Raw genomic sequence first — 25,440 nt, 5'->3', positions numbered from 1 at the left:
TCAGGACCGGGCGTGTGGACAGGGTCGGGACCGCCCGCCTGATAGTGGCTGTGCCGAAGGCTTGTTCGAACAGGAAGTCACTTAGCCCCTGTTCGCCTACAACCTCGCATGAGTGTCAGACAGACGGCCGCGGACGTGGTCGTCGTCGATTACGGACTGGGGAACCTCCGGAGCGTCACGCGCGGGCTCGAACGCGCCGGCGCGGACGTCTCGCTCTCGGAGGACCCGGCGGAGTTCGACGCGGCCGACGGCATCGTCCTGCCCGGCGTCGGAGCCTTCTCCGAAGGGATGGACAACGCCGGGCCGTTCCGCGAGGCGCTGGTCGAACAGGCCGAAGCCGGCAAGCCCCTGTTCGGGATCTGTCTCGGGATGCAGATGCTCCTGACGACGAGCGAGGAGGCCGACCACGAAGGCCAGGGTGACGCTGAGGGACTGGACCTCATTCCGGGCAAGAACGTCCGGTTCAGCCGCGACCAGACCGTGCCACACATGGGCTGGAACGAGCTTGACGTGACGCGGGACCACCCGCTCGTCGAGGGCGTCGATGGCGAACACGCCTACTTCGTCCACTCCTACTACGCCGTTCCCGACGACGAGAGCGCGACGGTGGCGACGACGGACTACGGAACGGACTTCGCCTCGATTGTCGCCAACGACGCCGGCAACGTCTTCGGCACGCAGTTCCACCCGGAGAAATCTGGTGAGACCGGGCTGCGCATCCTCCGGAACTACGTCGACTACTGCCTCGACCACTGAGTTCTGGGCTCGGGATTGGTTCGTATGTCTACAGGGGATTCTGTCGTCCTGCTCACCGGGGCAGCATCGGGTATCGGGGCGGCGACGGCGCGGGCGTTCGCTGATAACGGCTGGACGGTCTACGCGACGGACATCGAGAACAATTTTCCTGACGACCTCCGCGAGCGCTGTCGGTGTCTCGAACTCGACGTGACCGACAGCGAGCAGGTCGAGGCTGTCGTCAACCAAATCATCACGGAGACCGGCCGCCTCGACTGTCTGGTGAACAACGCCGGGTACGGGGTCGCCGGCCCGGTCGAGGACGTTTCGCCCAACGCCGCCCGCGAGCAGTTCGACGTGCTGGTCCACGGCCCACACCGACTCGCACAGGCAGTGCTCCCCGAGATGCGCGCCCACGGCGGGCGCATCGTCACCGTCTCCAGCGTGCTGGGCCACACCGCCTCGCCCGGACTCGGCGCGTATTCGGCCGGCAAAGCCGCCGTCGAGTCGCTGACCGACGCACTACGGATAGAGGTGTCCGGCGCGGACGATGTCCGCGTCTCGCTCGTCGAGCCAGCGTGGGTCGAGACCGGGTTCGCCGACGGCGCGCTGGGGAGCCTGCCCGACGAGGATCGGACGCCGACCTACGACGGGACGTACGACGCGCTGGAGGACGGCTGGGTTCTCACCGGCGGGCCGCTGGCGACGACGCCGGAGGCCGTCGCCGCGACGGTGCTCGCCGCAGCGACCGACACCCAGCCGAAAGCCCGCTATCCGGTCGGAGCCTTCGCTACGTTTGTCCGGTGGACCCACTGGCTCCCGGCGCGGTTGCAGGACCCGATTCACCGCGGGTTCGGTCGTGCGAGCGCGTTTCTGGGACGGTGGCTGCGGTGACAAAACTGGCTGACGGCGACCGGGTTCGGCTGTCGACCGGCCACGAGGTGACGCTCCCACTTGTCACCGAGGCGACGGTCGCGGGCGCAGTACTCCCAGCGCGATACGGCGTTGCCGAGTCACTGCTGCCCGACGGGCTGACGCCGGTTCGGGCGACGGGCCAGCGGGCTGCGGTAATACTCCTATGTGTCGAATACCAACGTATCGGCGACGACGCGATGCCCCCCTACGACGAGTTCGCGGTGATAGTCGCGGCGACACCGGACGGGCAGCGGCCACCGCTGCTTCCACTGCTGACCCGCGATATCGGTGGCTACATCTGGTCGCTCCCGGTGACGACCGAGCCCGCTCGCGCCCTCGGCGATGAGATCTGGGGCTACCCGAAGACAGTCGCCGACATCACCCACCGCGACGACGAGACCCGCCGCGAGACAACAGTCATCGAGAATGGCGACCGCGTGGCGACGGTCAGCATCGACTGGCCCCGGACATGGGAGCGCCGGGAGCAGATAGAGAGCTACGCAGTTCGAGAGGGACGACTCGAACGGACACCGGTCGAATTCCAAGGGAAACTGGGGGCCGCACCGCTGAGCGGGCGCGTCGACGTTGACCTAGGCGACCACGACCGGGCCGACACGCTCCGGTCGCTCGACCTCGGCTCCCGGTCAGTCCTTCGGTTCTCGATGGAAGGACGGATCACGTACGGTGCTGGGCGGCCGGTAGAGCGGTAGCGGGACGATACAGTAGAGAACAAAAACCGCGCCACACGGCATACCGCGCGCCGTCGGCGCGCGGTTTCACGCGAATCGCGGAGCGATTCGCGCCTTTTTCGCCCACCTTTTCACCGCTCGCGGTAAAAAGGTGGTCTATAGGAATTCCCGGACCTCAGAGTACCACATGTCGTGCTCGTCGACGGCATCGATAGCCTCGGCGATGCGGACGGCAATAGCGTGCCAGCAGAGCTGGTCGGGGTCGTCGGCGTCGAGGTTGTACTCGCTGTCGGCGCAGGTACAGCCGCCGTCCTCGACGATGTACTCGTCGTCGTGGCCGACGACGACCGTGAAATCACGGTACTGCTTGACGCGGCTCTCACCGACAGCTTCGATGGCCTGGTGGCCGCGGTCACCGTGAACGTCGACGATAGCCGACACTGCGTCGGGGGTCAGTTCCCCGGCGGCTTCGAGGTCGGCCACCCACTCCTCGACTCCGGTCACAGCTATGCTACGGAAAGGGGTGACAAAACGGCGTCGGCTTCAGCAGCAAAGTCCCGGCTGCCTGGCAGGCGACGGGGGAATTATCAATGCTTGTACTGTGCCCAGAAGGATAAACACGGAGTACAGATTTGTTCCGGCATGAACCACGGCCTCCCGTGGCTGGCGCTGGGCTCGTTTGCCTCGGGGATCGGGTCGCTGTATCTGCTGGCACAGCTCCGGACACACTGGGACAAGCCCGGTGCGCGGTGGTTCGTCGCGACCATCGTCACGCAGACGGTCTGGTGTTTCAGCTACGCTGTGGCGCTGCTGGTGTTCGACCCGACACTGCGCCTCGCCCTGGAGATGGTGTCCTGGCTGGGCATCATCTGGATCGGCTTCTGTTTCCTCTCGTTCGCGCTGGGATACACGGGCCGGACGAACGTCCTCGAAAGCGGCTGGTACCGTGGCGTGGCGGTGCTACCGCTGGTCGAAACGGCGCTCGTTGTCACGAACCCGCTCCATACTGTGGTTTGGCAGGGCTTCCGGGTCGTACCGGCTGCCGGCGGCGCAGGAGCCGAGTACGCTGTCTTGCCGGTGGGACTGCTCACGATCATCGTCGCAATGCTGTTCGTCAGCTTCGGGACCCTACTGGTGTTCGATACGGTCGTCAGCTACGGCCCGCTGTACCGGCGCGAGGCGCTGGCGGTCGGTCTGAGTCCGATACCGCCCGGGGCCGCAGTGTTGCTCTGGGCCGGCGGTATCGGGCCAGTTCCGGCGGTGAATCTGACGACGCTCCTGTTCCTGCCCCACGTCGCGCTGGATCTGTACGCGTTCGTTCGCAGCGATATGTTCGAGTTCCACCCGGCGACACGGCGAGCCGGCGAGCGGGCAGCCATCCACGACATCGCCACGCCCGTCGCCATCGTCGACGAGCAGGGCCGGGTCGTGAATCTCAACCCCGCCGCCGAGGGGATGCTGGCCGTCGACAAGCATGAGGCACTGACGGAGCCGCTAAACGACTTTCTGGGCGACAATGACATCGCGACCGACGGCGGGAGTTCGCGGGTGTCCATCGAGACCGGTGGTCGACACCGGGAGTACAAGATCCGACAGACGGCGCTCCGCGATGAGGCGGGCACGCAACTGGGGTATACGGTCGTCTTTCAGGACATCACCGACGAGATCCGCCGTGAGCGCCGCCTCGAAGTGCTCAATCGCTTTCTCAGACACAACGTCCGCAACGAGAGCGTCGTCATCCAGGCCCGAGCGGAACTGCTGGCGGGAGAACTCGACGGCGACCACGCCGACTACGCGGCGACCATCGAGCAGTCGGTCGGTCGGCTGGTCGACTCCGGCCAGAAGGCCCGGACCCTCGCCGAAGCGGGGTCAGACGATGCCGGCCTCGAATCCGTCGCGCTGGCCGACCTCGCCGCCGAAGTCGTAGCGACCGCCCGCGACGAGCACGGGGGTTCGGTCGCCGTGGAGATACCGGCCGATCTCCGGCTGACGACCCAGCCCGCCCTGCTGGAAATCCTGCTCACCAACCTCGTCGAGAACGCCCTCCAGCACGTGCCGGACGCCGTCGTCACTGTCAGCGCCACAGCCGAGGGCGACGAGGTTGTGCTGACCGTCAGCGACAACGGCCCCGGGGTCCCCGAACACGAACTCGACGTGCTGGATCGGGGCCGCGAGACGGACCTGAACCACGGCAGCGGCATCGGCCTCTGGCTCGTCCGCTGGACCGCGACAACGCTTGAGGGCGACCTCGACTTCGACACGAGCGACGGGACGACGGTGACCGTTCGACTGCCCACGGAGCGGACGGCGGCAGAAGCAGGGTGAGTGTGGCATCGGGGTAGACAGCCGAAACAACCGACCGAGCAGCCTGCGATTACACGGCCGACCAGACGCAGTGCCATTGCACAGCCGATATCGGGTGGGACTGAAAGGGGCCGGGCGCTCGACATGCGAGACGACGCAAGCACTGGAGCGAGCGAAGCGAGTGAAGGGCGCAGCGAGTCGCAGCGGTCGAGCGCCCGGGGGCTTTCTGGCCGTTCGCAGTAAGTCAGGTACCGCCAGAAAGGGTGTCATACAACGGCTCACATGGCCGTTCTTCGCTACCCGATTCGCTCAATGCAAGAGATCTACTTATCGCGCGTCAAATACGCCCAGATATCAGGCTCCCTACTCCTGACTGGATGAGTTGTCTTCAGACGGCAGTTTGAGTAGAGAGTGTATGCGTTGGCGGACCCGGTTTCGGATCTTTCTTCCGTAGTTCGTGAATACGAGGGTCGCTGCCAGGGCAATCGACGTGGTATGGAGGCCGACTTCCATCCAGGGCGTCAACTTGCGACTGAACACGAGGTTGAAGGCGAGGAGTAGGAGGATATTGAGGGCTGTTTCAGCGACGAAGTAACCAGCACTGGCTGGAAGTGACGGGTGCCAGCCGGCAGACCAGAGCAGGACAATGACAATTGTACCAAACAACAGCCCAGCACCCATTCGTGAGAGGGGGATGGTAGCCGGAACTGCATCGACCAAGGCGAATCCGAGGGTCCGGAACGACGACCCGACAAGAAACCAGACCAGTAGTAGGTGGCCAAACGAGGGCTTCTCTTCGGAGGTGGGGCTGGCTTCCCGTAGCTCCTCAATGGACTGTCCCATTACGCCACCGTCAACACGACTTCCAAAAGAGTATTTGGCTTATCGGGTACACTCCCCGCTCAATACGCACGCTCGATTGTGCGGTCAATTCAGGCTACAGTGTCTGAAATCAACACCTTGTGAAGAGCTGTATGACATCCTGACCGCCAGATCCAACAGGCAGGTTCGAACGACTTAACGGCGCCCGCACGGACCGGAGAGTATGCGCGTCAGTGAGGGCCGGGTGACGGTCACGGTGCCGGAACAGCCGGAGGCGGGGAAGGGTGCGGACGTGTTCTTCAACCCCGTTCAGGAACTGAACCGCGACATCACCGTGGCGGCGCTGCGGGCCTACCGAGAGCGAACCCCCCGCGTGTCGACGTATCTGGATGCCACCGCCGCCAGCGGCATCCGAGGCGTTCGCGCGGCGGCCAACGACTGGGAGACGACGCTGTGTGACATCAACGACGACGCGACGGCGCTGTGTGAACAGAACCTCGAACGCAACGACCTCGCGGCCTCAGTTCGGCGGTCGGACGCGAACGTGCTCATGCACTCGGAAGCGTTCGACGTGGTCGACGTGGACCCCTTCGGGACGCCGATCCCCTTCGCCGACGCGGCGGTGCAGGGGACCAAGCACCTCCTCTGTGTGACGGCCACCGACACCGCACCGCTGTGTGGGGCACACTTCGAGAGCGGCGTCCGGTCGTACGGCGCAGTCCCACGGAACACTGAGTTCCACGCAGAGATGGGGATGCGCGTCCTCCTGTCGGCGATGGTCCGGACGGCGGCCCGCTACGACATCGCCGCCCGGCCGATTCTCAGCCACGCGACCAAGCACTACGCCCGGACCTATCTGGAGTTCGACCACGGCGCAAAGGTCGCCAACGACTGCATCGACGAACTCGGCTACGTCCACCACTGCCAGCACTGTCTCTGGCGCGACCACGACTACGGCCTCATCGCCGACGCGCCCGAGGACTGTCCGGTCTGCGACGAGCACCTCCAGACAGCCGGTCCCATCTGGCTGGGTCGGACCTGTGACCCCGAGTTCGTCAGCGCCGTTTCCGAACAGGTCACAGAGGAAATGGGGACCGCCGACGAAGCCAAAGAACTGCTGGCGACGCTCAGAGACGAAATCGACACGCCGACACACTACGACCAGCACCGCCTCTGCAAGCGCTGGGGGCGCGGCGCGGAAGCCATGGACGAGTTCATCGAGAAGCTCCGCGACGCTGGCTACGCGGCCTCCCGAACGCACTACGGCGGCACGACGTTCAAGACGGACGCCGACGTGGTGGAGATCCGCGAAGCGACAGCGGAGTAACGGACTACGGGAGTCCAGACAGGACCGAGGATTGCGAACGGAGTGCGAGTCGAGCTAATTCTTACCGACCGTTCGCCCGACCGACGCTCTCTCGAACCGCGGAGACGAGGTCGTAGCCCAGCAGGTACACCGGGCGCAGGAAGTAGTTCGCCATCCCCGCGAGACCGAGTAGCCCGCCGATGGCTTGCATCTCGCCGGGCGTGGCCGACAGGCGGACGAGCAGCGGCAGGGCCGTGATGAGCGGCGCGAGCCATAGCGACTGGACGACGCCGTCCATATCGACACCGGCGACGGAACCGAGTCGGTCCTCGTCCGGACGAGCAACGAACAGAACAGCCGTCAGTACCAGCAGGCCCACGACAACCGGCAGGGACGCGCCGACGCCGGCGACACCGAAGCCGATAGCCAGCGCGGCCGCGACGAGCAACAGGACGGTCACCTGCATCGTCCCGTGCCGGATGGCCGCTTCCGTATCCATATCCGGTCGTTGCAGCGGCGCTGTATAAACCCTGTGAGGGCGGCTCCCCTTTCTTAACACCTTTCGGGTTCGACCGCAAAGCAGTGGCGAACACGTGCCCTCCACGTACAATCCGGTCCGTGGCGTCCTGCTGCTCGTCGGCAGCCTGCTTGCGCGGTTCGGCCTCGTCGAGCGCGAGCGGGTCCGCCGAGCGACGGACCTGTCCTGGCCCCGCATCGTCACCGGACTCGCGCGGATGTCGAAGTCGACGGTCGACGTGGCGATGGTGGGGCTGGCGCTCGGGCCGACCGCCATCGCCGGCGTCGGCTTCGCCGCGCCGTTCTGGGAACTGGTGTTCGCGCTGGGCGGCGGCGTCGCCGGCGGGACTATCGGCATGGTGTCCCAGCGCTACGGGGCCGATGCCGACGAGGAACTGGCGGTCACCGTCACGACTAGCGCCGCTGTCGTACTCGGGCTGACACTTCCGCTAGCGGCGGCGTACTGGGTCGTCCCCGGACTGCTCGTCGACCTCGTCGGAACAGGGTCCAAGGCCGTCGGATACGGGGTCCAGTACCTGCGCGTCGCCGCCCTCGGCGTCCCCTTCGCCGCACTGAACCTCATCGCCAGTCGGACGCTCGTGGGAGCCGATGACGCCTGGACACCGATGCTGTTGCGAGCCGGCGGCGCGGTCGTCAACATCGCATTGAACGCCGTCTTCATCTTCGGATTCGGCCTCGGCGTCGTCGGTGCGGCCCTGGGCACGGTCATTGCGAACGTGCTGGTCACGGCTGGGTTCGCCGTCGGACTGGCTCGCGGTGGCCTGCCAATAATCGGTGCGTTTCCGGTCCGGGTTCCGGTGTCGCGACCGTTACTCGACCGGAGACTGGGGCGAGACCTCGCTGAAACTGGGACGCCGCTGGTCGGAGCCAATCTCGCGCGGACCGGCGCGCAGTTCCCCCGGCTGTTCATCGTCGGCCTGTTCGGACCCGGCGTCGTCTCGGCGTACGTCGTGGCGCTCCGCGTCCGGGCGCTGCTCGACACGCCGAACTGGGGGCTGAGCCTCGCGTCGAGCAGCCTCGTCGGACAGGCCCTGGGCGACGATGACGAGGCCGAGGCAACCGTCTGGGCGCAGACGGTACTCCGGCTGAGTATCGGCGTGTACATCGTCGTCGCAGCGACACTGCTCCCGTTCTCGCGGGGCATCGCCCGCCTGTTCGTCTCGGACCCCACAGTCCTCCCGCTGGTGACAGTGTTCGTCACCGTCGCCTGTGCCAGTGTCGTGTTCCGAGGTGTCGACGGCGGCTCGACCGGGCCGCTCCGGGCCAGCGGCGACACGCGCTGGCCGTTTTACTCCCAGCTGGCCGGAATGTACCTGTTCGCCCTCCCACTGGCGTATCTCGGCTACGCCACGCCGCTCGGCGAACTCGCGCTGTACGCCTCACTCGTCGTCGAGACGGCGGTTCCCGCAGCGGTGACCTACTATCGATTCCGCTCGGGGACGTGGCGGGTCGTGAGCCGCTCTTACCGGCCTGACGCGGCGCTCGACGACTGACGCGTGTCCTCGAAAACGGCTGACATCAGTCAGTCGACAGTATATTTGTGGTCCCACCCTGACATGCTCGCGTGGACCGCACACGCGCTGTCTCCGTCGGCCGAGACGTCGTCCGTACGGTACGAGAGGAGGAGGTCTCCTTTCTCGCGGCCGGCATCGCCTACTACATGTTCGTCTCCCTGCTGCCGCTGTTGTTGCTGACGCTGGTCGTCGGCACGCTTGCGGGCGGAGAGGCCTTCGCCGAGCGAGTCGTCAGCGCCGCCGGTGACGTGCTCACACCGGCGGCGTCGACACTGCTCGAAGACGCGCTGACCAGCGGAGCCGGTCGCGGGGGCGCAACCGTGCTCGGTGTCGGCGTGACGCTGTGGAGCGCGCTCAAGGTGTTCCGCGGACTGGATACGGCCTTCAGTCGCGTCTACGGGACGGACGGCCCCGACTCGATCGTCGGCGAACTCGTCGACGGGCTGGCCGCGCTGGGCGGCATCGGCATCGCACTGGTCGGGCTCGGTATCATCGGCGCGTTCGGGACGGTGCTGGGCGTGCAGGTCGCACTCGGCGGGCTCGCGCTCGTGCCCGTGCTGGCAGTCGCCTTCCTCCCGCTGTACTACCTGTTTCCCGACCAAGAGATCACACTGCGGGAGGCCGTTCCCGGCGCGGTGTTTGCCGGTGTCGGGTGGACGCTGCTCGGGACGGGATTCAACGTCTACGCGGCACAGGCCGACTCCTATCAGGTGTACGGCGTCATCGGCGGGGTCCTGTTGCTCGTGACGTGGTTTTACTTCGCCGGACAGGTGCTCCTCGTGGGGGCAGCGGTCAACGCGGCGCTCGCGGACCGGCAACTACAACAGGTATCGCGCCGACGGTCCGGCAAAGCGATGAGTGAGGACGCTGACGAGACCGACACGCCCCCGCCAGCCGGCGCCAACACGCCCGGCCGAGACGCCGACGAGTTGACAGACGAGGAACTACAGGAACTCCGCGAGGAGTTCGAGTCGTTCCGCGAGGACATCGAGGGCCGGACGCTCCACCGTGACGAGGTGCGGTCGGACCTCAAGCAGTACGTCCGCCGTCGGATGCGCCGCGGCCACGCCCGCCAGTGGGGCCCCTACATCGTCTTGCTGTACGGCACGATCATGACGCTCGGCGCGTTCTACTACCTGCGAGGCCTCTGGGCCGTCCTGGCGATGCTGGTCATCTGGCTGTCGACGCTCGGCCTCTACGCCGTGATGATTGCAGTCGGCGTGACGCTTACTGCCACCGGACTCCCCGGACGGCTCGTCGACCGCGTGCGTGACTGGCGACAGTGATGCGGGGTGTCGGGGTCACCGAGGTGCTGTCAGCGCTGCCCGGTGCAGTCGTCGTGCTGTTCGCCCTAATCACCCAGCTGGGGGATTTCTGGTTTACCTTCCTAGCCTGTGGCCTGCTGTACTGGCTCGGCCCGTGGACGCCGAAACTCGGTCGTGGCCTCACTCGCGACCGGACGGCGATGCTGGTGGCGCTGCTCGCCGTCGCCGTCGCGCTCGTCATCTCGCTGAAAGGTGTGTTCGCGCTACCGCGGCCGCCCGACGCAGGCACAGCCACCCACGCTGAACTGCTTCCAGTGGCGCTGCGGGGTGTCTACGAGTCGATGGCGACCGGAGAAGGGTTCGGCTTCCCTAGCGGTCATGCCACCATCTCCCTGCTCGTCTGGGGCGGCATCGCATGGGCGCTCCGGGTCGGCACGCGTCGACAGCGCACCGCTGTCGCCGCGACAATCATTGCCCTCATCGGACTCTCCCGGCTGGTACTCGGCGTCCACTACCTCGCCGACATCGTCGCGGGCTTTGCCATCGCCGGGACAGCCCTCGCACTCGCCCTCGGCGCGCTCAAAACGCCCGAGCGGGTGTTCGGGCTCGCGGCCGTCATCGCCGTGGCGGGGCTGCTCGTCACCGGTGTCTCCCGTGATTCGGCCGGGGCGGTGGGCGTCGCCGTCGCGGGTACCGTGGTCTGGTCGCTACTGGGAGATGCGATCCCGGAGCCGACCCGGCACGGTGTCGGTATCACGGCGCTACTGGGCGTTGTCGTTGTCGGGACGTTTCTCGGCGTGACCTTCGGCTTAGATCCGGCACCGAGCCTCGTCACGCTGCTTGCGGCGCTTGGGACGGGCCTACTGCTAACGCTGCCGCTGGCCGGTGAGCGCCTCGCGAAAAAAGTGTAAATAGCAGCCGTTAGAACTTCTCGAGGTAGCGGTCGAGTTCCCAGTCGGAGACGTCGACCAGGTACTCCTTGTGTTCCTGACGCTTCGCCTCGACGAAGTTCTCGAAGACGTGCTCGCCGAGCGCGTCGCTGATGACCTCGTCGTTTTCGAGTTCGTCGACGGCTTCGCCGAGGTTCTCCGGCAGCGTGGTGATGCCGTACTCCTCGCGCTTGGCTTCGTCGAAGTCGTAGATGTTCTCGCGGACCGGGTCCTCACACTCGAGGTCGCGCTCGACACCGTCGAGCCCGGCGTGGATGAGCGCCGCGAAGGCGAGGTACGGGTTACACGACGGGTCGGGGAAGCGAGCCTCGATACGGCTGGCAGCCGGGGTGCGGGCAGCCGGCTTGCGGATGAGCGCCGAGCGGTTGCGGTCGGACCAGGCGACGTAGACGGGGGCCTCGTAGCCCGGAACCAGACGCTTGTAGGAGTTCACGGTCGGGTTGGTGACCGCGGTGATGGCCGGTGCGTGTTCGAGGATCCCGGCGGTGAAGCTCTTGGCCGTGTCGGAGAGGTTGAACTCGTCGTCCTCGTCGTGGAACGCGTTCTCACCGTCCTCGGTGAACAGCGAGATGTGCGTGTGCATCCCGGAGCCGTTGATCTTCGGGATCGGCTTCGGCATGAACGTCGCGTGCAGGTCGTGTTCGGCCGCGATGGCGCGAACGACGGACCGGAAGGTCGCGACGTTGTCAGCCGTTGTCAGGGCGTCGTCGTAGGTGAAGTTGATCTCGTGCTGACCCTGTGCGACCTCGTGGTGGGAGGCTTCGATGTCGAAGCCCATGTCTTCGAGGCCGTAGATGATGTCACGGCGCACGTCGGAGGCGAGGTCCTTCGGCGCGAGGTCGAAGTAGCCGCCGGCGTCGTTGGTGTTGGTCGTCGCACGGCCCTCTTCGTCTTCCTCGAACAGGAAGAACTCGGGCTCGGGGGCGGCATTGACCGTATAGCCCATGTCCTCGGCGCGCTCGATAGCACGCTTCAGGACGCCGCGCGGGTCGCCGGAGAACGGCTTGCCGGTCGAGGTGTCGATGACATCACAGATGAGACGGGCACTGGAACCGCCTTCGACGTTCTCTCTCCACGGGAGCACGGAGAACGTCGATGGGTCCGGGTCCAGACGCATGTCGGACTCCTGAATCCGGACGAAGCCGTTGATGGAGGAACCGTCGAAGTAGATCCCCTCTGTGAACGCTTTCTCTGCCTGGTCGGCTGTGATCGAGACGTTCTTGATCGTGCCGAGGATATCGGTGAACTGGAGTCGAAGGAAGTCGACGTTCTTCTCTTCGATCTCGTCGAGTACCTCCTCTGCCGCCTCTGAAAGTTCGCTTGTCATCTTTGGACACCCGATAGGAGCAGTGCTACTACTAAAACCCTGCTGATTTGCGCAAAGGTTTCGATGGTTTCGCTTACATTTGGACGTTCGTAAAATTCTAATCCCTGGGGGGCGTCCCCCAATGTAATGACGTACGAAAATCTCGACCGTGAGCTAGTGAATGCCCTTCTCGGGGATGGCCGTGCCAGCCTTCGGAGCCTCGGAGAAGACCTCGACGTGTCGGTAACGACCGTCTCGAACCACCTCTCCGATCTCGAGGACGAGGGAATTATCAACGGGTACACGCCCAAAGTCGACTACGACAAGCTCGGTTACGACGTGACGGCCATCATCCAGCTCAAGGTGGAAGGGTCGTCGCTCCCGGCAGTCACCGAGGATCTCGAAGAGCACAAGCAGATGATCTCGGTGTACGAGGTCACCGGCGATTACGACGTCATCGCGGTCGGGAAGTTCACCGACACCGACGGTATGAACGCCCAGATAAAGGAACTCCTCACCGACCCAGACATCAGAGAATCGAACACCTCCGTCGTGCTCAACGCTGCAAGCGAACACGAGCAGTTCGACCTCGACCTGAAGGAGTAGCGATCGTCCTTCTACCGTCGTTCCGAACGCTCGCAGAGCGATAGCTCCGGGAGTCTGATCACCGGGTGACATGGCACGCGAACCCACCCACGAATGGTACCGACGCATACTTGACTGACCAGTCAGTTAGTTACGCGTAATGAACGACGGCGACACGGCCGACGATATTATGGACGCGACCTACCGTGCGCTGTGTACGCACGGCTATGCGGATCTGACGATGCAGGACATCGCCGACGAGTCGGACAAGAGCAAAGCTGCCCTCCACTACCACTACGACAGCAAGCACGACCTCCTCTGTGCGTTCCTCGAATACCTCTATGACGGGTTCGTCGACCGGATCGAAGACCCCGACGGCGAGACCCCACACGAGCGCCTGCTGACACTCATCGATTCCGTGCTGGACAAGCCGGACGACGGGAGCGAGGAGTTCGGGACGGCGATTCTCGAAATCCGTGCCCACGCACCCTACGAACCCGGCTTTCGCGAGCGACTCACCGAATTCGACGACTACCTCGTCGACGAACTCGAAGTGATTCTCGAAGACGGCATCACTGATGGGACGTTCAAATCGGACCTCGACGCCGAGGAGACCGCCCGGTTCATCGTCACCGTCCTGACCGGGGCTGCGACCGAGCGCGTCACGACCGGTCGCCCGGTCGAGTGTACCCGACGGATGCTTGCCGAGTACGTCGAGACGCATCTCCTGGACGGACAGCAGGAGGTCACAGCGTGAGCGTCCGGCAGAAACTGGGCCGTCTGGGTGCGCGGCTCGGGAACCTATTCAAGGGCCAGGAGGAACTGGACCTGACCAGCGGCGACATCGGCAAGCCGCTGCTGTTCCTCTCGTTCCCCATCGTCATCACGAACCTGCTACAGGTGGCGTACAACCTCGCAGACACGTTCTGGCTGGGGCAGTACTCCACGACAGCGCTTGCGGCAATCAGCTTCGCGTTCCCGATGATCTTCCTGCTCATCTCGCTCGGGATGGGGCTGTCAGTGGCCGGGAGCGTACTGGTCGCCCAGCACACCGGGGCCGAGGAGCACCGCGAGGCCGAGTACGCCGCCTCCCAGACGGTAACGTTCGCGCTGCTGGCCTCCGTGTTGCTCGGCGCGACTGGCTACTTCTTCGTCGAGGACTTCCTGTCGCTGCTGGGCGCGTCCAGCGAGGTACTCCCGGGCGCGACGGGCTACCTGCAGGTCGTCTCGCTCGGACTGACGGCGATGTTCGGCTTCTTCGTGTTCATTTCACTGATGCGCGGGGCCGGCGACACTATCACACCGATGCTGGTGATGTTCGGAACTGTCGTGCTGAACATCGTCATCGACCCGTTCCTCATCTTCGGCTGGTGGATGTTCCCCGAGATGGGCGTCGTCGGCGCGGCCGTCGCGACGATCTTCTCGCGTGCCGTAGCGCTGGTCGTCGGCATCGGTATCCTGCTGTCGGGCCGGCGCGGCGTGCGGATCCACCTCAGCGATATGGCTCCCGATCTGGAGTACCTCCGGAAACTGCTCAGGCTGGGCATCCCGGCCTCCGTTGAGGGGACTGGGCGCGCCGTGTCAGTCAACGCCATGTTGTTCATCGTCGGGACGTTCTCCGTAACTGTCGTGGCAGCCTTCGGCGTCGGCATCCGCGTGTTCTCGCTGGTGTTCATGCCGGCCATCGCGATGGACCGCGGCGTCGAGACGATGACCGGCCAGAACCTCGGTGCTGATCGGCCGGACCGCGCGGCGACGGCCAACCACTTCGCCGCAAAGGTGTCGTTCGCTATCCTCACCGTCCTCGGCGCGGTCACCATCTTCGCCGCGCCGACCGTCGTCAGCGTGTTCAGCGACGACCCCGAGGTCGTTCGCATCGGGGCCGAGTTCCTCCAGTGGGTCGCCCCGACCTTCGGATTCATCGGCATCGTCCGGGCCTATTCCGGGGGTTTCCGGGGAGCTGGCAAGACACTCACCGCAGCGGCGCTGGCGGTTACCATGCTGGGGATCATCCGCCTGCCGGTCGCCTGGGTCGCCTCCCGCCCGGTCGCGGTCCCGGCGTGGCTCGGCCCGCAGGTCGTCGACCTCTTCGCGTACTCGCTGGCTGAACAGGGTATCTGGCTGGCCTTCGCCGTCTCGAACGTACTCGCGGCCGGCCTCGCAGCGGCCTGGTTCCTCCGGGGAACGTGGCGCGAGGCCGACCCCCGGAACAACAGCGAACCGGCCGTCGCCGACGACTGACGGCGCTGGTCGCTGAGAGAATGCCGCAGAACGTTCTGAAAGCGCGTGTCAGCGCCGTTTGGCCCGTTCGAAGCGCTCGTCGGTGAGGTACACGTCGCCGTCCCGTACCGAGACCTCGATACTGTCGAGGGCGTCGCCAGCGCAGGGCCCATGCGTGCAGACGCCGCCCTCAGGTTCGAACTGTGCGCCGTGTTTGTGACACACGAGTTGGTCACCCCGCACAATCGCGCCCCGGCCCGGGTCAAGCGGGACTTCGGGCTGGTGGGGACAGGAGTTGCGCCAGGCGACGACGGCGTCGCCCGACCGGTGCAGGATGCAATTGATGCCCCGTCGACCGTCGCGCGCCTCGAAGACGAGCGTGCTGTCGGTTGGCACCGAATCGAGTTCGGCGATACGACGCGACTCATCACCACCGTTTTTGTTGGCGGGCGACTGCTCGTCGGCACCAGTCGCCTGCCCATCGTCGCCAGTGTCGGAAAAACTGAATCGGACCGTCGCGTCGCCGGCTTCAACCTCGCCGCCGTCGTCGTGGATACGGACCGACTCCGACTCGTCGTCGGTATCGACGGTCACGTCCACGGGGTCGCTCATACCAACTTGTCTGTGACTGACGCACATAGCGATGTCGAAGTCGGTCGCGGCGTGCCGGTTGCAAAACGGAGTTATGTCAGCCCCTCAGAAGGTCGGTATGGATCGAGACGACGTTTCCGTCGAAGTGGAGGTCGAGGTAGCGGTAGACACAGCGGAACTGGAAGCCGAAGTCGAAGACATGGCGGAGTTCGAGGCGGAACTGGAGAGCAAGGGAATAGAGATCGAACTGGAAGCCGAAGTCGAGTTCGCCGAGCACGAGGAGATGGGCGAACACGAGGAAACAGACGAGCGGGAAGATGAGGCGGACGGCTCCGAAGTCGATACTGAGACAGAAGCCGGCGAGATGGATGAGGCTGCGGACAGCAATGAAGAACAGGAGTAGTCGCGGGCAGCAACAGAGACGGTTCGCAGGACACTCCTGGTGATTGCGGGGGAACTGCTGTCACAATCACAGGTGCGCATCGGTCTCAGCGAGTGGTCTCGCCAGCGCTGTGGCCGAGTGGACCCGAGCAATGTTCATCGACGGCAGCCGTAGCGCCTGATTCCCGATGCCGCTACGGCCCGCTGGCCGCGCAATCTCCTGTCAAGATTTGTACTGAAATCAATTTCTCAGAATGCTTACTGATAAGCCCCGGCTACGAACAGGCATACGATGCACGACCCGCCACACGTTATCGGTATCAGCGGCAGCCTCCGCGACGACAGCGGAACCAGAGTCGCCGTTCAGCACACCCTCGACGCGGCGGCCGGTGCCGGTGCGGCCACTGAACACATCGACCTGCGGGAGTGGGATCTTCCACTGTTTGACCCCGACACGGGTGCGGCAGAATCCGGTGACGGGCCGGAACTCGCTGCCCGTGTCCGCGAGGCCGACGCGATGGTTCTCGGAACGCCAGTGTACCACGGCACAATCGCCTCACCGCTGAAGACGGCGCTCGACTACTGTGGTATCGACGATGTCGATGGGACGACTGTCGGCATCCTCGCAGTGGCTGGCGGTGGGTTTCCGACACCGACGCTCCAGCACCTTCGCGCCGCCGTTCTTGAGCTGAAAGGCTGGCCGCTCCCGCAGGATGTCGCCATCCCCGACTCGTGGGCCGCCTTCGAGGACGACAGTATCGCCGATGGAGAGATCGCAGAGCGCGTCGAGGACCTGGGCACAACTGTCGTCGCGTACGCAGGTGTTGCGGACCGACACGGAGAAACGGAACAATCGGAACTGGCGACCGGGGACTGAAATTACTCGAACCAGTCGACGAAGCTCCCTTCCAGCAGACTCTCCTCCTGATGGCGGATGTAGGTGGCCTGCATCCCCCAGATCGCTTCGGCCAGCGGGACGTTCTCCTCGACGCGGCGGCGGACGTAGTCGTGTTTCCAGCGCGCGGGCGTGAGCCGGCGGTCGACGCGCTCGCGTAGCGGCCGGATGTAGCTGTGGGCCTCCTCGGCCGAGAGACCGCGCTGCTCGAGGCCAGCGCGGGCGTGCTCGAACAGTTCGCCGTATATCTCCTCGGTGCTGGTCGTCGTAGCCCCGTCGGCGGTTATCCACTCGATTTTCGCTCGGAGGCCGCTCCGAGCGGCGGCATAGAAGTTCTGCTTCGCGGTGTCCCAGTCCAGCGACCGGATGGGGTGTTCGAGCTGTGGCAGGCTCTCCATCAGGCCGGCGAAGACCGCCGTGAATCCGATTGCGTCGTCGACGGTCGGCTGTGCGGCCAGCGGGCGGAACTCGATGCGGGCGTTGGCCGCCGACCGGGTCGGCCCCTCGAACACCGGCCTGACCCACCGCCAGTACGTGCCGTGCTTGTGCCGGAAGTGGACGAAGTCGTCGTCGAAGCGGGTCCCCGACTGCAGGTCGACCGGGACGATGGTGTCGTCCTCGACGATGTCGTCGATGGCCTCCTCGACTGAGTCAAAATCCGGCGGGAAGCAGACCTTCGGCGGCGTCGGGTTGTCGTCGGGCGGATTGAGCACCGACTCGAAGACGCCGATACGGTTCTCCATGTTCGCTCCGGCGACGATCTCCGGGTCGGGCGCGTCGTCGTACAGGTCCGGCGGGAAAAACGGCGAGTTGACGCCAAGCGCCAGCAGCGGCGCGGCGATACGGAGTGCGTAGCTGAAATACTCCGGCAGATCCGGAGCGTGAGGAATCTGATAGTGGGGTTGAATCGAGGTGATGAGCGATTCCGGCATCACCGTCTCGGCCTGTAGCGAGGCGTGTGGCGCGTCGATTTCGAACGCCGAGGGGTAATCCGTGTTGGCCATCGTGTGATAGCGGACGGAGTCCGACATGTTCGTCCCGATGCGGACGCCGCTCTGTTCGACGCAGTCACAGAGGTACTCCCGGGCCGTCTCGCCGGCGGGCGGAACGGTCCACATGCCGTCGGAGACCAGGCGAATGCCCTCGTTGCGCACCCGTTGCTGGGCCGGCATCAGCGACGCCTTCAGTTCGTTTCGCTGGGCCGCCAGCCCGTGGGTGTTCAGCGGCTGCGGGCTCGTCTGCATCTCGGCGTTGTGCAGGCCGAGTTCCTTTTCGAACCCGATGAGTTCGAGCAACTGACGGGGAACCCGCTGGAGCGCGTCGGTCTGCTCATCGACGGCATACAGCTCCAGTTCCATGCCGACGATCGCTTCCGTGTTGTCGAACGTTCCGTCGCGAACGGCGGATTTGAGCGCTTCGGCTTCCTTGCGGGCCCGTTCGTTGAACGACTCGCTGTCCGCTGCAAGCACCTCGGCCACCTGGTCTGCCAGTTCCGAAGCCGACATATCTCCGGGTTTGCAGCCATGGGTGTTAAGCATGCCCCAGAGAGCGGGCAAGTAGCGAGCGCGTGGATTCCACACGCACGAGGCGACCGCTGCTCACTCCCGACCTCGCCGAGAAAGCAGATCACACATCCTCACAGCAGCTCGTCGACGTCGCTCATCGTCTCTCCTAACGGATCCCGTTCCTCAGTCGTCAGCGCTCCTTCAACCGCATCGCGGGCCGCTGGCAGCGGCTCGTGCGTCTCGATGTACACAGCCAGGGCAAACTCCTGTTCAGTCACATCGGCGAGTGCGATAGCGTCGCTGCGGGAGAGGTCCCCGGCAAGCCAATCGGCGATCATCTCACGTCCTTGTGGGCCGACCGGTGACACTTGCTCGCCGACGAGATGGAGCGTCTTGGCGGCCATCACAGGCGCAACACCGGCGGCACGGCCCGCATCGCCGACGCTCTTGCCGGCTGCGTAGGCCTCGACGACGGTCGCCGCTGTCGCCGCCGAGCACGGGAGGTTGTCGGCCACCGGGGCCAGTCGCTCCGGCAGCGGGGCGTCTGTCTCGTCAACGGCAGCGATGCCGCGGTCACGCTGGTGGGTCGTGACCTCGACACCGGCGGCAATATCCGACAACGTCATTAAAATTTTCTATAACATGCCGAAATTTAATACTGTCGGAACCTCGATAGGCGCTGCTGTCAATCCCAGTATCAACCTACCGGTTACCGGTAGGCAGTTTCGTCGAAAAACACCCGTAGAACCGTCCTTGCATCGGTTTTTTAACCCTCCATCCAGCCGTAGGTGGAAACATGAGCACGACGGTAACTCAATGTCCGGAGTGTAACGGGTCGGTCAAACAGCAGGGCGTCGAATCGGTCTGTCGCAGTTGCGGGCTGGTTGTCGGCGAGGACGCTATCGATCCCGGGCCGGAATGGCGGTCGTTCGACGATGACGATACGGACCGGGCACGCACGGGTGCGCCGCTGACGCGGTCGCGCCACGACCGCGGCCTCTCTACGAAAATCGGCCGATCGACGCGACTGAAAGGGCGCAAGCGCCGTCAGTTCGCTCGCCTCCGCCGCGAACACAACCGCGCCCAGATAAGCTCGAAACGGGAGCGAAACAAGGTGTACGCCTTCACCGAGATCCGGCGCATCATCAGTTCGATGGCGCTCTCGGACGCGATCCGTGACCGGGCATGCGTGCTGTTCGAGTCCGCACAGAACGAGGCCCTGCTGCAGGGACGAACGCTGGAAGGGTTCGCGGCCGCGGCCATCTACGCCACCTGCCGGACCGAAGGCGTCGCCCGAACCGTCGACGAACTCTGTACCGTTGCCAAAGCGACACAGGCGGAGCTTCGCGCGGCGTACGACGCTCTGAACAGGGAACTGGGGCTACCGACCGGTCCGATTGATCCCCGTGAGTACGTCCCCCGGTTCGCGACAACGCTGGACCTGCCGACGGCAGTCCGACAGCGCGCGGAACGGCTCGTCGACGAGGCACAGGACCGTGGCCTAGTCAGCGGGCGGAACCCGGCCGGCGTCGCGGCAGCGTGTCTCTACACCGCAGCCCAAGAGCAGGACGTGGCGCTCACGCAGGCCGAGGCGGCAGAAACGGCGGACGTAACGCCGGTCACGCTCCGTGGCACCTACACCGAGCTACAGGAGTAGACGGCGTCAGCGAGTGATTCGAGCGAGTTCTCGGCCGGCGTGCCCGGGGCTGTGTCTCGAATCGGCAGTCCATGCGCTTGTGCCGTCGCTAGCGGCTCACTCTCCGGGATAGCGACGGCTGGCGCACCGAACCGATCTGCGACGGCCCCAGTCGCAGGATCCGGACCAACGCGGTTGAGGGCGACCCGACAGAGTCCGGCGTCGAGTTCGCGGGCCAACGCCCGGACCCGGAGCGCGTCAGCGAGCGCCGCGCCTTCCGGCGTCGTGACGAGTACCGCGGCGTCGGCGGCTGCGAGGGGGAGCCCCACGTCGGCGTGCATCCCCGCCGGCGAGTCGACGATGACCCAGCGATAGATCCGCTCCAGCGCGGCGAACACGTCTGTGAGGCCCTGCAAGTCGGCACTTCGAGCGCCGGCCAGCGTTCGTCCGCATGGGACCAGAGTCACGGGGCCGTCCTCTCGGACAGCCTCGTGCGGGTCGGCGCGGTCGGCAAGAACGTCGTGCAGGTCAGGGCCGTGACTGGACGGAAGGTCCGCCATCCCGAGGTCGCCGTCGACGACGATGCTGCCCGCGTTCGCGTTTGCGAACGAGTCCCCGCTGTCAGTCCGTTCGAGCGCGTCGAGTTCCGCCGCGAGATTGTACGCAATAGTGGACTTGCCGACGCCGCCCTTGCCGCCGGTGACTGCCAAGATCATGCCAAGCTGGACAGGGCCTCGGTGGGCACCGTAGCAGCCGATCGTCGGTCGGCGAGCCGTTCAGCCCGCCGGGCCAGCGCCCGGAGCATTTGCTCGTCAGTGTCGCCGCGTGCCGCAACTGTCCGGACGCCGGACAGCCCGTCCGCCGCACGAACTGCGGCTGTCGCTGCCGACAGCGAGTCCGCCTCGGCCAGCCGCTCGGCACGGTCGACCCGTCGAGCAACGGTTTCGAGCCACTGCGAGACAGCGTCTGGAAGGTGCTGATCCGGTCGCTGGCCGATCGAAGTCCTCGACTCAGCTGACGGTTGGCGTCCCTTTGGCTGCGGTTCGATGTCCCGCTCGGATGCAGGGCTGGCCGGCCCAGCGCTCGCGGTCTCGGCCGCTCGTACCGACTCGGCTGTTGGGACAGCGTCAGCAGGTGGTGACGGGTCGCCCAGTTCCCTGAGGACGGCATCTGCGGAGTCGAGTCGCTCGTCCGCTGAGGTCGTATCGGGCGCCGGATCGGCGCGCACCAGCTCCGCCGGCTGGTCAGACGCCGGGGCCGGCGTCGCGTACCCAAGCGCGTGTGTCCCCGGCCTGACGACCCCTTCAAACCCGCCCTCCGACCAGCCGGCCTCGGGAACGCCCTGCGTTCTCGGCGGCCAGAGCGGGCCATCAAGACGGTTCCGGACAGTAATTCGAGTCAGTTCGGGGATGTCGCCGACAGTGGCCGTGACGAGCGTCACGCCGTCGACTCGCTCGGCGCGACAGTCGAAGGTAACCATAGAGGCGGTGGCCTGACCTTCTGATTTAAAACTCAGCAACGGACGACAGGGGCGTCGAGACAGTCAGATGCAGCCGACGGCGATCTGAATCGATCCGTTCCGAGGACGACCGGTGCGGGCGTTCTGGCGACTCGGAGTACACCCAGCGCGGCCGGTACTGGATCAGCGTCGAGCGGGCTGTCCGGAACTGGCCCCGGAACGGCTTCGATGGCCTGAGCGAACGTCTCGGTGCATCGGTCGACGAGGGTCGCCCGTGCGCGCCGCCGGAGGTTGGCCAGTTCGTCGGCAAGTCGGCGTTGTTTCTCAAGCGTGTCCCGGTAGGCACGTGCCCGCTCCCGGCGGAGTTCGCGAGTCTCTCTGGCGGCAGTCCGTCGAGTCTCCCGTTCGCTCAATTCCGTCGCCGCGTCCCGGAGAGCGGCCCGTGCCGCCTCGTCGTCCGCACCGACCGCCTGTCGAGCGGTGAGACGACCGCGGTGTGTGGCGACCGCTTCCTGCAGGCCGTCGATGGTCGACTCCGGGATGGGGTCGACAGGGTCCGGTAACTCCGGCGGCGAGGATTCAAGATCGGCCAGCTGGGCCCGACATTCAGCGATAGCGTCGTCCTGCGGGGTTTCGTATCCCCGTGACCGGGCGGCAGCCGCGAGTGCAGTCCGCGTTCGGAGTCCCATCGACGGGTGGACGTGTCCGACGTACGCGTACACGGCCGGTGGCTCCGGGCAGGACACGACCGGAAAACGCCGCTGTCCACGGATGCTTGCGGCGATGGTTCGACCGCCGACGTTTCGGGTTCGGAGGTCGACGACAGCGCCCGTGTACGTGGTTCCAGCGACGCGGAGCTTCACAGATCGACGCCTCGGAGTTGGTCCGGGTCCGGGAGGTCACGTCCCGACGCGAACCGCTCGTAGGGCGTTGCCGGTTCCTCGCGTGCCTCGTACCGCTTGGCCGCCTCGCGGACGTGCTTCGGGACATCTGTCGGTTCGAACGGCTCGACGTGCTCGATCTGAACGTCGAGCCTGTGTTTCTCATGCAACCGGAGCGCCTGAAAGGCCCCGAACTCGGTTCCGGAGAACAACGCTGCTCTCCCGAACTGCCGAACGACACAGTCTTCGTGGGCACGACAGACGTTCCGCAGGTCTCTACGTGCTGCCCGGGAGTACGTGACGACGAGTAGCACTGGGTAGACATTGTTATAATTACTATAAAATTTTACTGAATTGAATGTAGTTTAGCCTGAATACATATGGGAATCGGAAAGAAAGATAGGGGAGACAATCGCGTTCGAGAGTCAGCACTGGCACGAGATATGTGCTACACCGACAGCGGCTACGGTGCTGGAAAATTCCTTACTCGACGACTGTAACGGTAAATTCGCCGGCATCCACGACGAGGTCCCGAACCCGCTCGCGGGCCGCTGTCTCGGATGGCGCAAGGACGACGAGTCCGTCCACGGCGGCCCCGCCGCTTGCCCGGTAGGCCTGCAGGTCGCCCTCGAACTCAGTCGCGTAGGTCCGGAGCGTCCCGCGAACGTCCCGTTCGAGGTCACTGAGCGACCGCGACCCGGCCTCGAACTCGGCCAGCGCCTCCTCGATATTGCGGAGTGCGGAGATACGGTCCATATCAGGTCGTCCGAAGGTGATCCGTCCGGGGCTCGTACACCTCGCCTTTCTGTTTCAGCTTGTCAATTTCGTGTTCGGCCTTCGACTCGTCGATACCGACCTCTTCGGCGCGTTCGATGACTACGTCGGCGGGTGCGCCCTCATCGTACTCGTCCTCGATGTCGGAGATTATGCCTTTGATGTTCTGGATGCGGTCGCGCTGGGTCTTCGACTGGCCGGTCTCGACCACGTCGGCGTCGAACTCGCCGGTCTCGGGATCGACACCGATCTCCTTCAGGCAGTAGTGGGCGATGTCGACTGCCCGGTCGGCGTCGGCTTCGTCGACGGTGTCAGAGAGACGTATGCGTGCAGAGGCTTCAGCAAGCCGGACCAGCGCCTCCAGCTTCCGGGCAGTAACGGGTACCGGTGCGTCCTCGTCCTGCCCCTTCATCCGCAGATCGACGTAGAAATCTTCGATACGGCTCTTTGCCTCCTCGGTCATCGTCGGGAAGCAGTTGCGCTTGGCGTAGGCGACGTACTTCCGGAGGAGGTCCGGTTCGATTGTCGGTGCGACCTCCTCAGTGACGGTGCCGACCTCCTCCTCGCTGAAGTTCGAGGTCGGGTTCTCCGTCCGATGGGTGTGAAGTTCGCCGGCGTAGTTGGTCTGGATGATGTGCTCGGCGAGGTTGCGGTCCTTCTCCTCGTCGGGCTTGTCCGTCACGGTGAAGATGAGGTCGAACCGCGAGATGAGCGCCGGTTCGAGATCTATCTGCTCACCGATGGGTTCGTACTGGTCGAAGCGGCCGTACTTGGGGTTGGCCGCGCCCAGCAGCGAACAGCGGGATTTGAGTGTCGCATTAATACCGGCCTTGGAGACGCTGATACGCTGCTGTTCCAGCGCCTCGTGCATTGCCGAACGATCTTCGGGAGACATCTTATCGAGTTCGTCGATAGCGGCGATACCCTGATCAGCGAGCACGAGCGCCCCCGCTTCCAGCGTCCACTGCTGGCCGTCGCCGAAGTCGTCGCGAACGGCGGCCGCGGTGAGCCCCGCGCTCGATGACCCTTTGCCGGAGGTGTAGACAGAGCGTGGCGCAATGTTCTCGATATATGATAGCATCTGCGATTTACCCGTTCCCGGGTCCCCTATCAGCAACATGTGGAGGTCCCCACGGATTCGGGACCCGTCAGGTAGCTCCTTCGTCACGCCGGAGAAGAGCTGGAGCATCATCGCGAGCTTCTCTTTCTCGTAGCCGTAGATAGAGGGGGCGATAGCGCCGACCATCTTGTCGTAGATGTCGGATTCAGTGGAAAGCTCGAAGATTTTCTCCTTATCGGCATCGGTAATATCCATGTCCTCGAACTGCTCGTCTTCGATTTCGACGCTGACGCCCTCCATGTAGATGTCGAACATCGGGGACTTCTCGTTGTCGTTGCCCCGCTGATCGAGTTTGAGGATGCCGGTCACGCGGACGTGGTCGCCGGCGGTGACGTGGCCCGTGATGTCGTCCTCGATGTTGATATCGATTGACTGGGGCGTCTCCCCGCCGCGCAGGCCCTCGGGCGATTCCTGGACGCGGAGCTTCTGGGCGTCGATGAACTGGGACTGGTCGGTGTTGAGCCGGAACGGCCCCTGACGCTCACAGCCCTGGCAGTCGTGGGGTTCCTGAAAGTCGCCGGCGGTCTGTGGAATACGCGTGAGTGTTCCACAGCGCTGGCACTCGAAGGCTGCCTCGATGACTTTCGGACGGACATCGGTCGCTTTCCGGATGATACCACGGACGGCGACGAGGTTGCCGTGGTGTTCGTGGCGCAGGTCGCGGATGTCCTCGGATTCGGGGAGGTTCCGGACGCGGACGTGAGCCTGTCCGAGCGAGACATCGACCGGGAGGTCGTACAGTCGGAGGGCCTCCTCGGCGTACTCTTGGATCTGCTCGGGCTTGGTCCGGTAGTCGTCGGCCAGGTCCGGGTCGAAGCGATAGAGGTCGTCCCAGTCGATATACAGCGATTTCTGGTCGTTCGGATATTTCTGGGCGAGCTCACCGATCTCGTTGCGGTAGTAGTTGCGGTAGAACTCCTCGAAGCGGTCGATGAGTTCGGTGTTCTCGGCGGTCGCCATTTGAGTGGACAGTGGTTATGCCCACTGGCCTAAGAAGGTTCGCAAACCGGGGTGGAACTGAAATGATGCGGTACGAGGGGGAATCAGTAT

At 64.9% G+C, this 25,440-nt stretch carries 27 protein-coding genes; 14 read left to right on the top strand and 13 right to left on the bottom strand.

Annotated features, from left to right (window positions below; translation table 11 throughout):
• Nucleotides 1–108 precede the first annotated feature (108 nt).
• The 3 genes from hisH to ACYJ11_RS07110 are packed head-to-tail and all read left to right on the top strand — an operon-like array spanning nt 109 to nt 2,360.
• A complete protein-coding gene (gene hisH, locus ACYJ11_RS07120; protein ID WP_461647247.1) occupies nt 109–756 on the top strand; it encodes an imidazole glycerol phosphate synthase subunit HisH in 648 nt (215 codons plus the stop codon).
• A gap of 24 nt (nt 757–780) precedes the next feature.
• Nucleotides 781–1,629 carry an SDR family oxidoreductase gene (locus ACYJ11_RS07115; RefSeq protein WP_461647246.1) on the top strand — a complete coding sequence of 283 codons (849 nt, stop codon included), beginning with the start codon at nt 781–783 and terminating at the stop codon, nt 1,627–1,629.
• Nucleotides 1,626–2,360 (top strand): acetoacetate decarboxylase family protein, encoded by a 735-nt coding sequence (locus ACYJ11_RS07110; RefSeq protein WP_461647245.1) that lies wholly within the window; start codon nt 1,626–1,628, stop codon nt 2,358–2,360. Before ACYJ11_RS07115 ends, ACYJ11_RS07110 begins: the two co-directional genes overlap by 4 nt.
• 135 nt (nt 2,361–2,495) lie before the next feature.
• Here the strand turns inward: ACYJ11_RS07110 and ACYJ11_RS07105 are convergent, their stop codons facing one another.
• On the bottom strand, nt 2,496–2,843 hold the full coding sequence (locus ACYJ11_RS07105) for a hypothetical protein (RefSeq protein WP_005536704.1): 348 nt from the start codon (nt 2,841–2,843) through the stop codon (nt 2,496–2,498).
• 138 nt (nt 2,844–2,981) lie between these two features.
• Here ACYJ11_RS07105 and ACYJ11_RS07100 point away from each other — a divergent pair, with 138 nt between their 5' ends.
• Nucleotides 2,982–4,664: a histidine kinase N-terminal 7TM domain-containing protein gene (locus ACYJ11_RS07100; RefSeq protein WP_461647244.1), complete on the top strand. Its 1,683-nt coding sequence runs from the start codon at nt 2,982–2,984 to the stop codon at nt 4,662–4,664.
• A 342-nt stretch (nt 4,665–5,006) separates the two neighbouring features.
• Here the strand turns inward: ACYJ11_RS07100 and ACYJ11_RS07095 are convergent, their stop codons facing one another.
• Nucleotides 5,007–5,486 (bottom strand): hypothetical protein, encoded by a 480-nt coding sequence (locus ACYJ11_RS07095; RefSeq protein ID WP_461647243.1) that lies wholly within the window; start codon nt 5,484–5,486, stop codon nt 5,007–5,009.
• A gap of 202 nt (nt 5,487–5,688) precedes the next feature.
• Between ACYJ11_RS07095 and ACYJ11_RS07090 the strand changes: the two genes are divergently transcribed.
• Nucleotides 5,689–6,792, top strand: a complete 1,104-nt coding sequence (locus ACYJ11_RS07090; RefSeq protein WP_461647242.1) for a tRNA (guanine(26)-N(2))-dimethyltransferase — start codon at nt 5,689–5,691, stop codon at nt 6,790–6,792.
• Between the two features lie 61 nt (nt 6,793–6,853).
• Here ACYJ11_RS07090 and ACYJ11_RS07085 read toward each other — a convergent pair whose 3' ends face one another.
• Nucleotides 6,854–7,270 carry a hypothetical protein gene (locus tag ACYJ11_RS07085; protein ID WP_461647241.1) on the bottom strand — a complete coding sequence of 139 codons (417 nt, stop codon included), beginning with the start codon at nt 7,268–7,270 and terminating at the stop codon, nt 6,854–6,856.
• 94 nt (nt 7,271–7,364) lie between these two features.
• Between ACYJ11_RS07085 and ACYJ11_RS07080 the strand changes: the two genes are divergently transcribed.
• From ACYJ11_RS07080 to ACYJ11_RS07070, 3 genes are all read left to right on the top strand, one after another.
• Nucleotides 7,365–8,801 carry an MATE family efflux transporter gene (locus tag ACYJ11_RS07080; protein WP_461647240.1) on the top strand — a complete coding sequence of 479 codons (1,437 nt, stop codon included), beginning with the start codon at nt 7,365–7,367 and terminating at the stop codon, nt 8,799–8,801.
• Nucleotides 8,802–8,872: 71 nt separating this feature from the next.
• Nucleotides 8,873–10,108, top strand: coding sequence for a YihY/virulence factor BrkB family protein (locus ACYJ11_RS07075; protein WP_461647239.1), 1,236 nt, complete (start codon nt 8,873–8,875; stop codon nt 10,106–10,108).
• Nucleotides 10,105–10,998 (top strand): phosphatase PAP2 family protein, encoded by an 894-nt coding sequence (locus ACYJ11_RS07070; RefSeq protein ID WP_461647238.1) that lies wholly within the window; start codon nt 10,105–10,107, stop codon nt 10,996–10,998. The genes ACYJ11_RS07075 and ACYJ11_RS07070 overlap by 4 nt, the downstream gene beginning before the upstream one ends.
• A 10-nt stretch (nt 10,999–11,008) precedes the next feature.
• Here ACYJ11_RS07070 and glnA read toward each other — a convergent pair whose 3' ends face one another.
• Nucleotides 11,009–12,364 carry a type I glutamate--ammonia ligase gene (gene glnA, locus ACYJ11_RS07065; protein WP_170096539.1) on the bottom strand — a complete coding sequence of 452 codons (1,356 nt, stop codon included), beginning with the start codon at nt 12,362–12,364 and terminating at the stop codon, nt 11,009–11,011.
• A 126-nt stretch (nt 12,365–12,490) separates the two neighbouring features.
• Here glnA and lrp point away from each other — a divergent pair, with 126 nt between their 5' ends.
• From lrp to ACYJ11_RS07050, 3 genes are all read left to right on the top strand, one after another.
• Nucleotides 12,491–12,949: an HTH-type transcriptional regulator Lrp gene (gene lrp / locus ACYJ11_RS07060; protein ID WP_005536716.1), complete on the top strand. Its 459-nt coding sequence runs from the start codon at nt 12,491–12,493 to the stop codon at nt 12,947–12,949.
• Nucleotides 12,950–13,088: 139 nt separating this feature from the next.
• On the top strand, nt 13,089–13,685 hold the full coding sequence (locus ACYJ11_RS07055) for a TetR/AcrR family transcriptional regulator (protein WP_188975836.1): 597 nt from the start codon (nt 13,089–13,091) through the stop codon (nt 13,683–13,685).
• The gene (locus tag ACYJ11_RS07050; protein WP_188975834.1) at nt 13,682–15,169 is read left to right on the top strand and encodes an MATE family efflux transporter; all 1,488 of its coding nucleotides are present in this window, start codon (nt 13,682–13,684) and stop codon (nt 15,167–15,169) included. The genes ACYJ11_RS07055 and ACYJ11_RS07050 overlap by 4 nt, the downstream gene beginning before the upstream one ends.
• Before the next feature lie 48 nt (nt 15,170–15,217).
• Here ACYJ11_RS07050 and ACYJ11_RS07045 read toward each other — a convergent pair whose 3' ends face one another.
• Nucleotides 15,218–15,760 carry a Rieske (2Fe-2S) protein gene (locus ACYJ11_RS07045; protein ID WP_461647237.1) on the bottom strand — a complete coding sequence of 181 codons (543 nt, stop codon included), beginning with the start codon at nt 15,758–15,760 and terminating at the stop codon, nt 15,218–15,220.
• Nucleotides 15,761–15,857: 97 nt separating this feature from the next.
• Between ACYJ11_RS07045 and ACYJ11_RS07040 the strand changes: the two genes are divergently transcribed.
• Nucleotides 15,858–16,142: a hypothetical protein gene (locus tag ACYJ11_RS07040; protein WP_461647236.1), complete on the top strand. Its 285-nt coding sequence runs from the start codon at nt 15,858–15,860 to the stop codon at nt 16,140–16,142.
• Nucleotides 16,143–16,412: 270 nt separating this feature from the next.
• A complete protein-coding gene (locus tag ACYJ11_RS07035; protein WP_461647235.1) occupies nt 16,413–16,997 on the top strand; it encodes an NADPH-dependent FMN reductase in 585 nt (194 codons plus the stop codon).
• Nucleotides 16,998–16,999: 2 nt separating this feature from the next.
• Here ACYJ11_RS07035 and ACYJ11_RS07030 read toward each other — a convergent pair whose 3' ends face one another.
• Both ACYJ11_RS07030 and ACYJ11_RS07025 read right to left on the bottom strand, forming a co-directional pair.
• Nucleotides 17,000–18,520, bottom strand: a complete 1,521-nt coding sequence (locus ACYJ11_RS07030) for a hypothetical protein (RefSeq protein ID WP_461647234.1) — start codon at nt 18,518–18,520, stop codon at nt 17,000–17,002.
• Nucleotides 18,521–18,651: 131 nt separating this feature from the next.
• The gene (locus ACYJ11_RS07025; protein ID WP_461647233.1) at nt 18,652–19,146 is read right to left on the bottom strand and encodes a DUF7858 family protein; all 495 of its coding nucleotides are present in this window, start codon (nt 19,144–19,146) and stop codon (nt 18,652–18,654) included.
• A 170-nt stretch (nt 19,147–19,316) separates the two neighbouring features.
• On the opposite strand from ACYJ11_RS07025, the gene ACYJ11_RS07020 reads away from it, so the two are divergent.
• Complete coding sequence (locus ACYJ11_RS07020; protein WP_421640650.1) at nt 19,317–20,177, top strand: transcription initiation factor IIB; 861 nt, start codon at nt 19,317–19,319, stop codon at nt 20,175–20,177.
• On the opposite strand, the gene ACYJ11_RS07015 is transcribed toward ACYJ11_RS07020, so the two are convergent.
• The 6 genes from ACYJ11_RS07015 to ACYJ11_RS06990 form a co-directional block, all read right to left on the bottom strand.
• On the bottom strand, nt 20,156–20,872 hold the full coding sequence (locus ACYJ11_RS07015) for a MinD/ParA family ATP-binding protein (RefSeq protein ID WP_461647232.1): 717 nt from the start codon (nt 20,870–20,872) through the stop codon (nt 20,156–20,158). The two genes, ACYJ11_RS07020 and ACYJ11_RS07015, sit on opposite strands and share 22 nt — an antisense overlap.
• Complete coding sequence (locus tag ACYJ11_RS07010; RefSeq protein ID WP_461647231.1) at nt 20,869–21,636, bottom strand: DUF7857 domain-containing protein; 768 nt, start codon at nt 21,634–21,636, stop codon at nt 20,869–20,871. Before ACYJ11_RS07010 ends, ACYJ11_RS07015 begins: the two co-directional genes overlap by 4 nt.
• A 32-nt stretch (nt 21,637–21,668) precedes the next feature.
• Nucleotides 21,669–22,478 carry a DUF7856 family protein gene (locus ACYJ11_RS07005; RefSeq protein ID WP_461647230.1) on the bottom strand — a complete coding sequence of 270 codons (810 nt, stop codon included), beginning with the start codon at nt 22,476–22,478 and terminating at the stop codon, nt 21,669–21,671.
• Nucleotides 22,475–22,810, bottom strand: coding sequence for a DUF7855 family protein (locus ACYJ11_RS07000; RefSeq protein WP_461647229.1), 336 nt, complete (start codon nt 22,808–22,810; stop codon nt 22,475–22,477). Before ACYJ11_RS07000 ends, ACYJ11_RS07005 begins: the two co-directional genes overlap by 4 nt.
• Before the next feature lie 169 nt (nt 22,811–22,979).
• Nucleotides 22,980–23,252 carry a DUF7854 family protein gene (locus ACYJ11_RS06995; RefSeq protein ID WP_461647228.1) on the bottom strand — a complete coding sequence of 91 codons (273 nt, stop codon included), beginning with the start codon at nt 23,250–23,252 and terminating at the stop codon, nt 22,980–22,982.
• A gap of 1 nt (nt 23,253) precedes the next feature.
• Nucleotides 23,254–25,350, bottom strand: a complete 2,097-nt coding sequence (locus ACYJ11_RS06990) for a minichromosome maintenance protein MCM (RefSeq protein WP_461647227.1) — start codon at nt 25,348–25,350, stop codon at nt 23,254–23,256.
• Between the last annotated feature and the right edge of the window lie 90 nt (nt 25,351–25,440).

Source organism: Haloarcula sp. H-GB5 (assembly GCF_054850705.1).
This window is presented reverse-complemented; position numbering and strand designations above follow the sequence as displayed.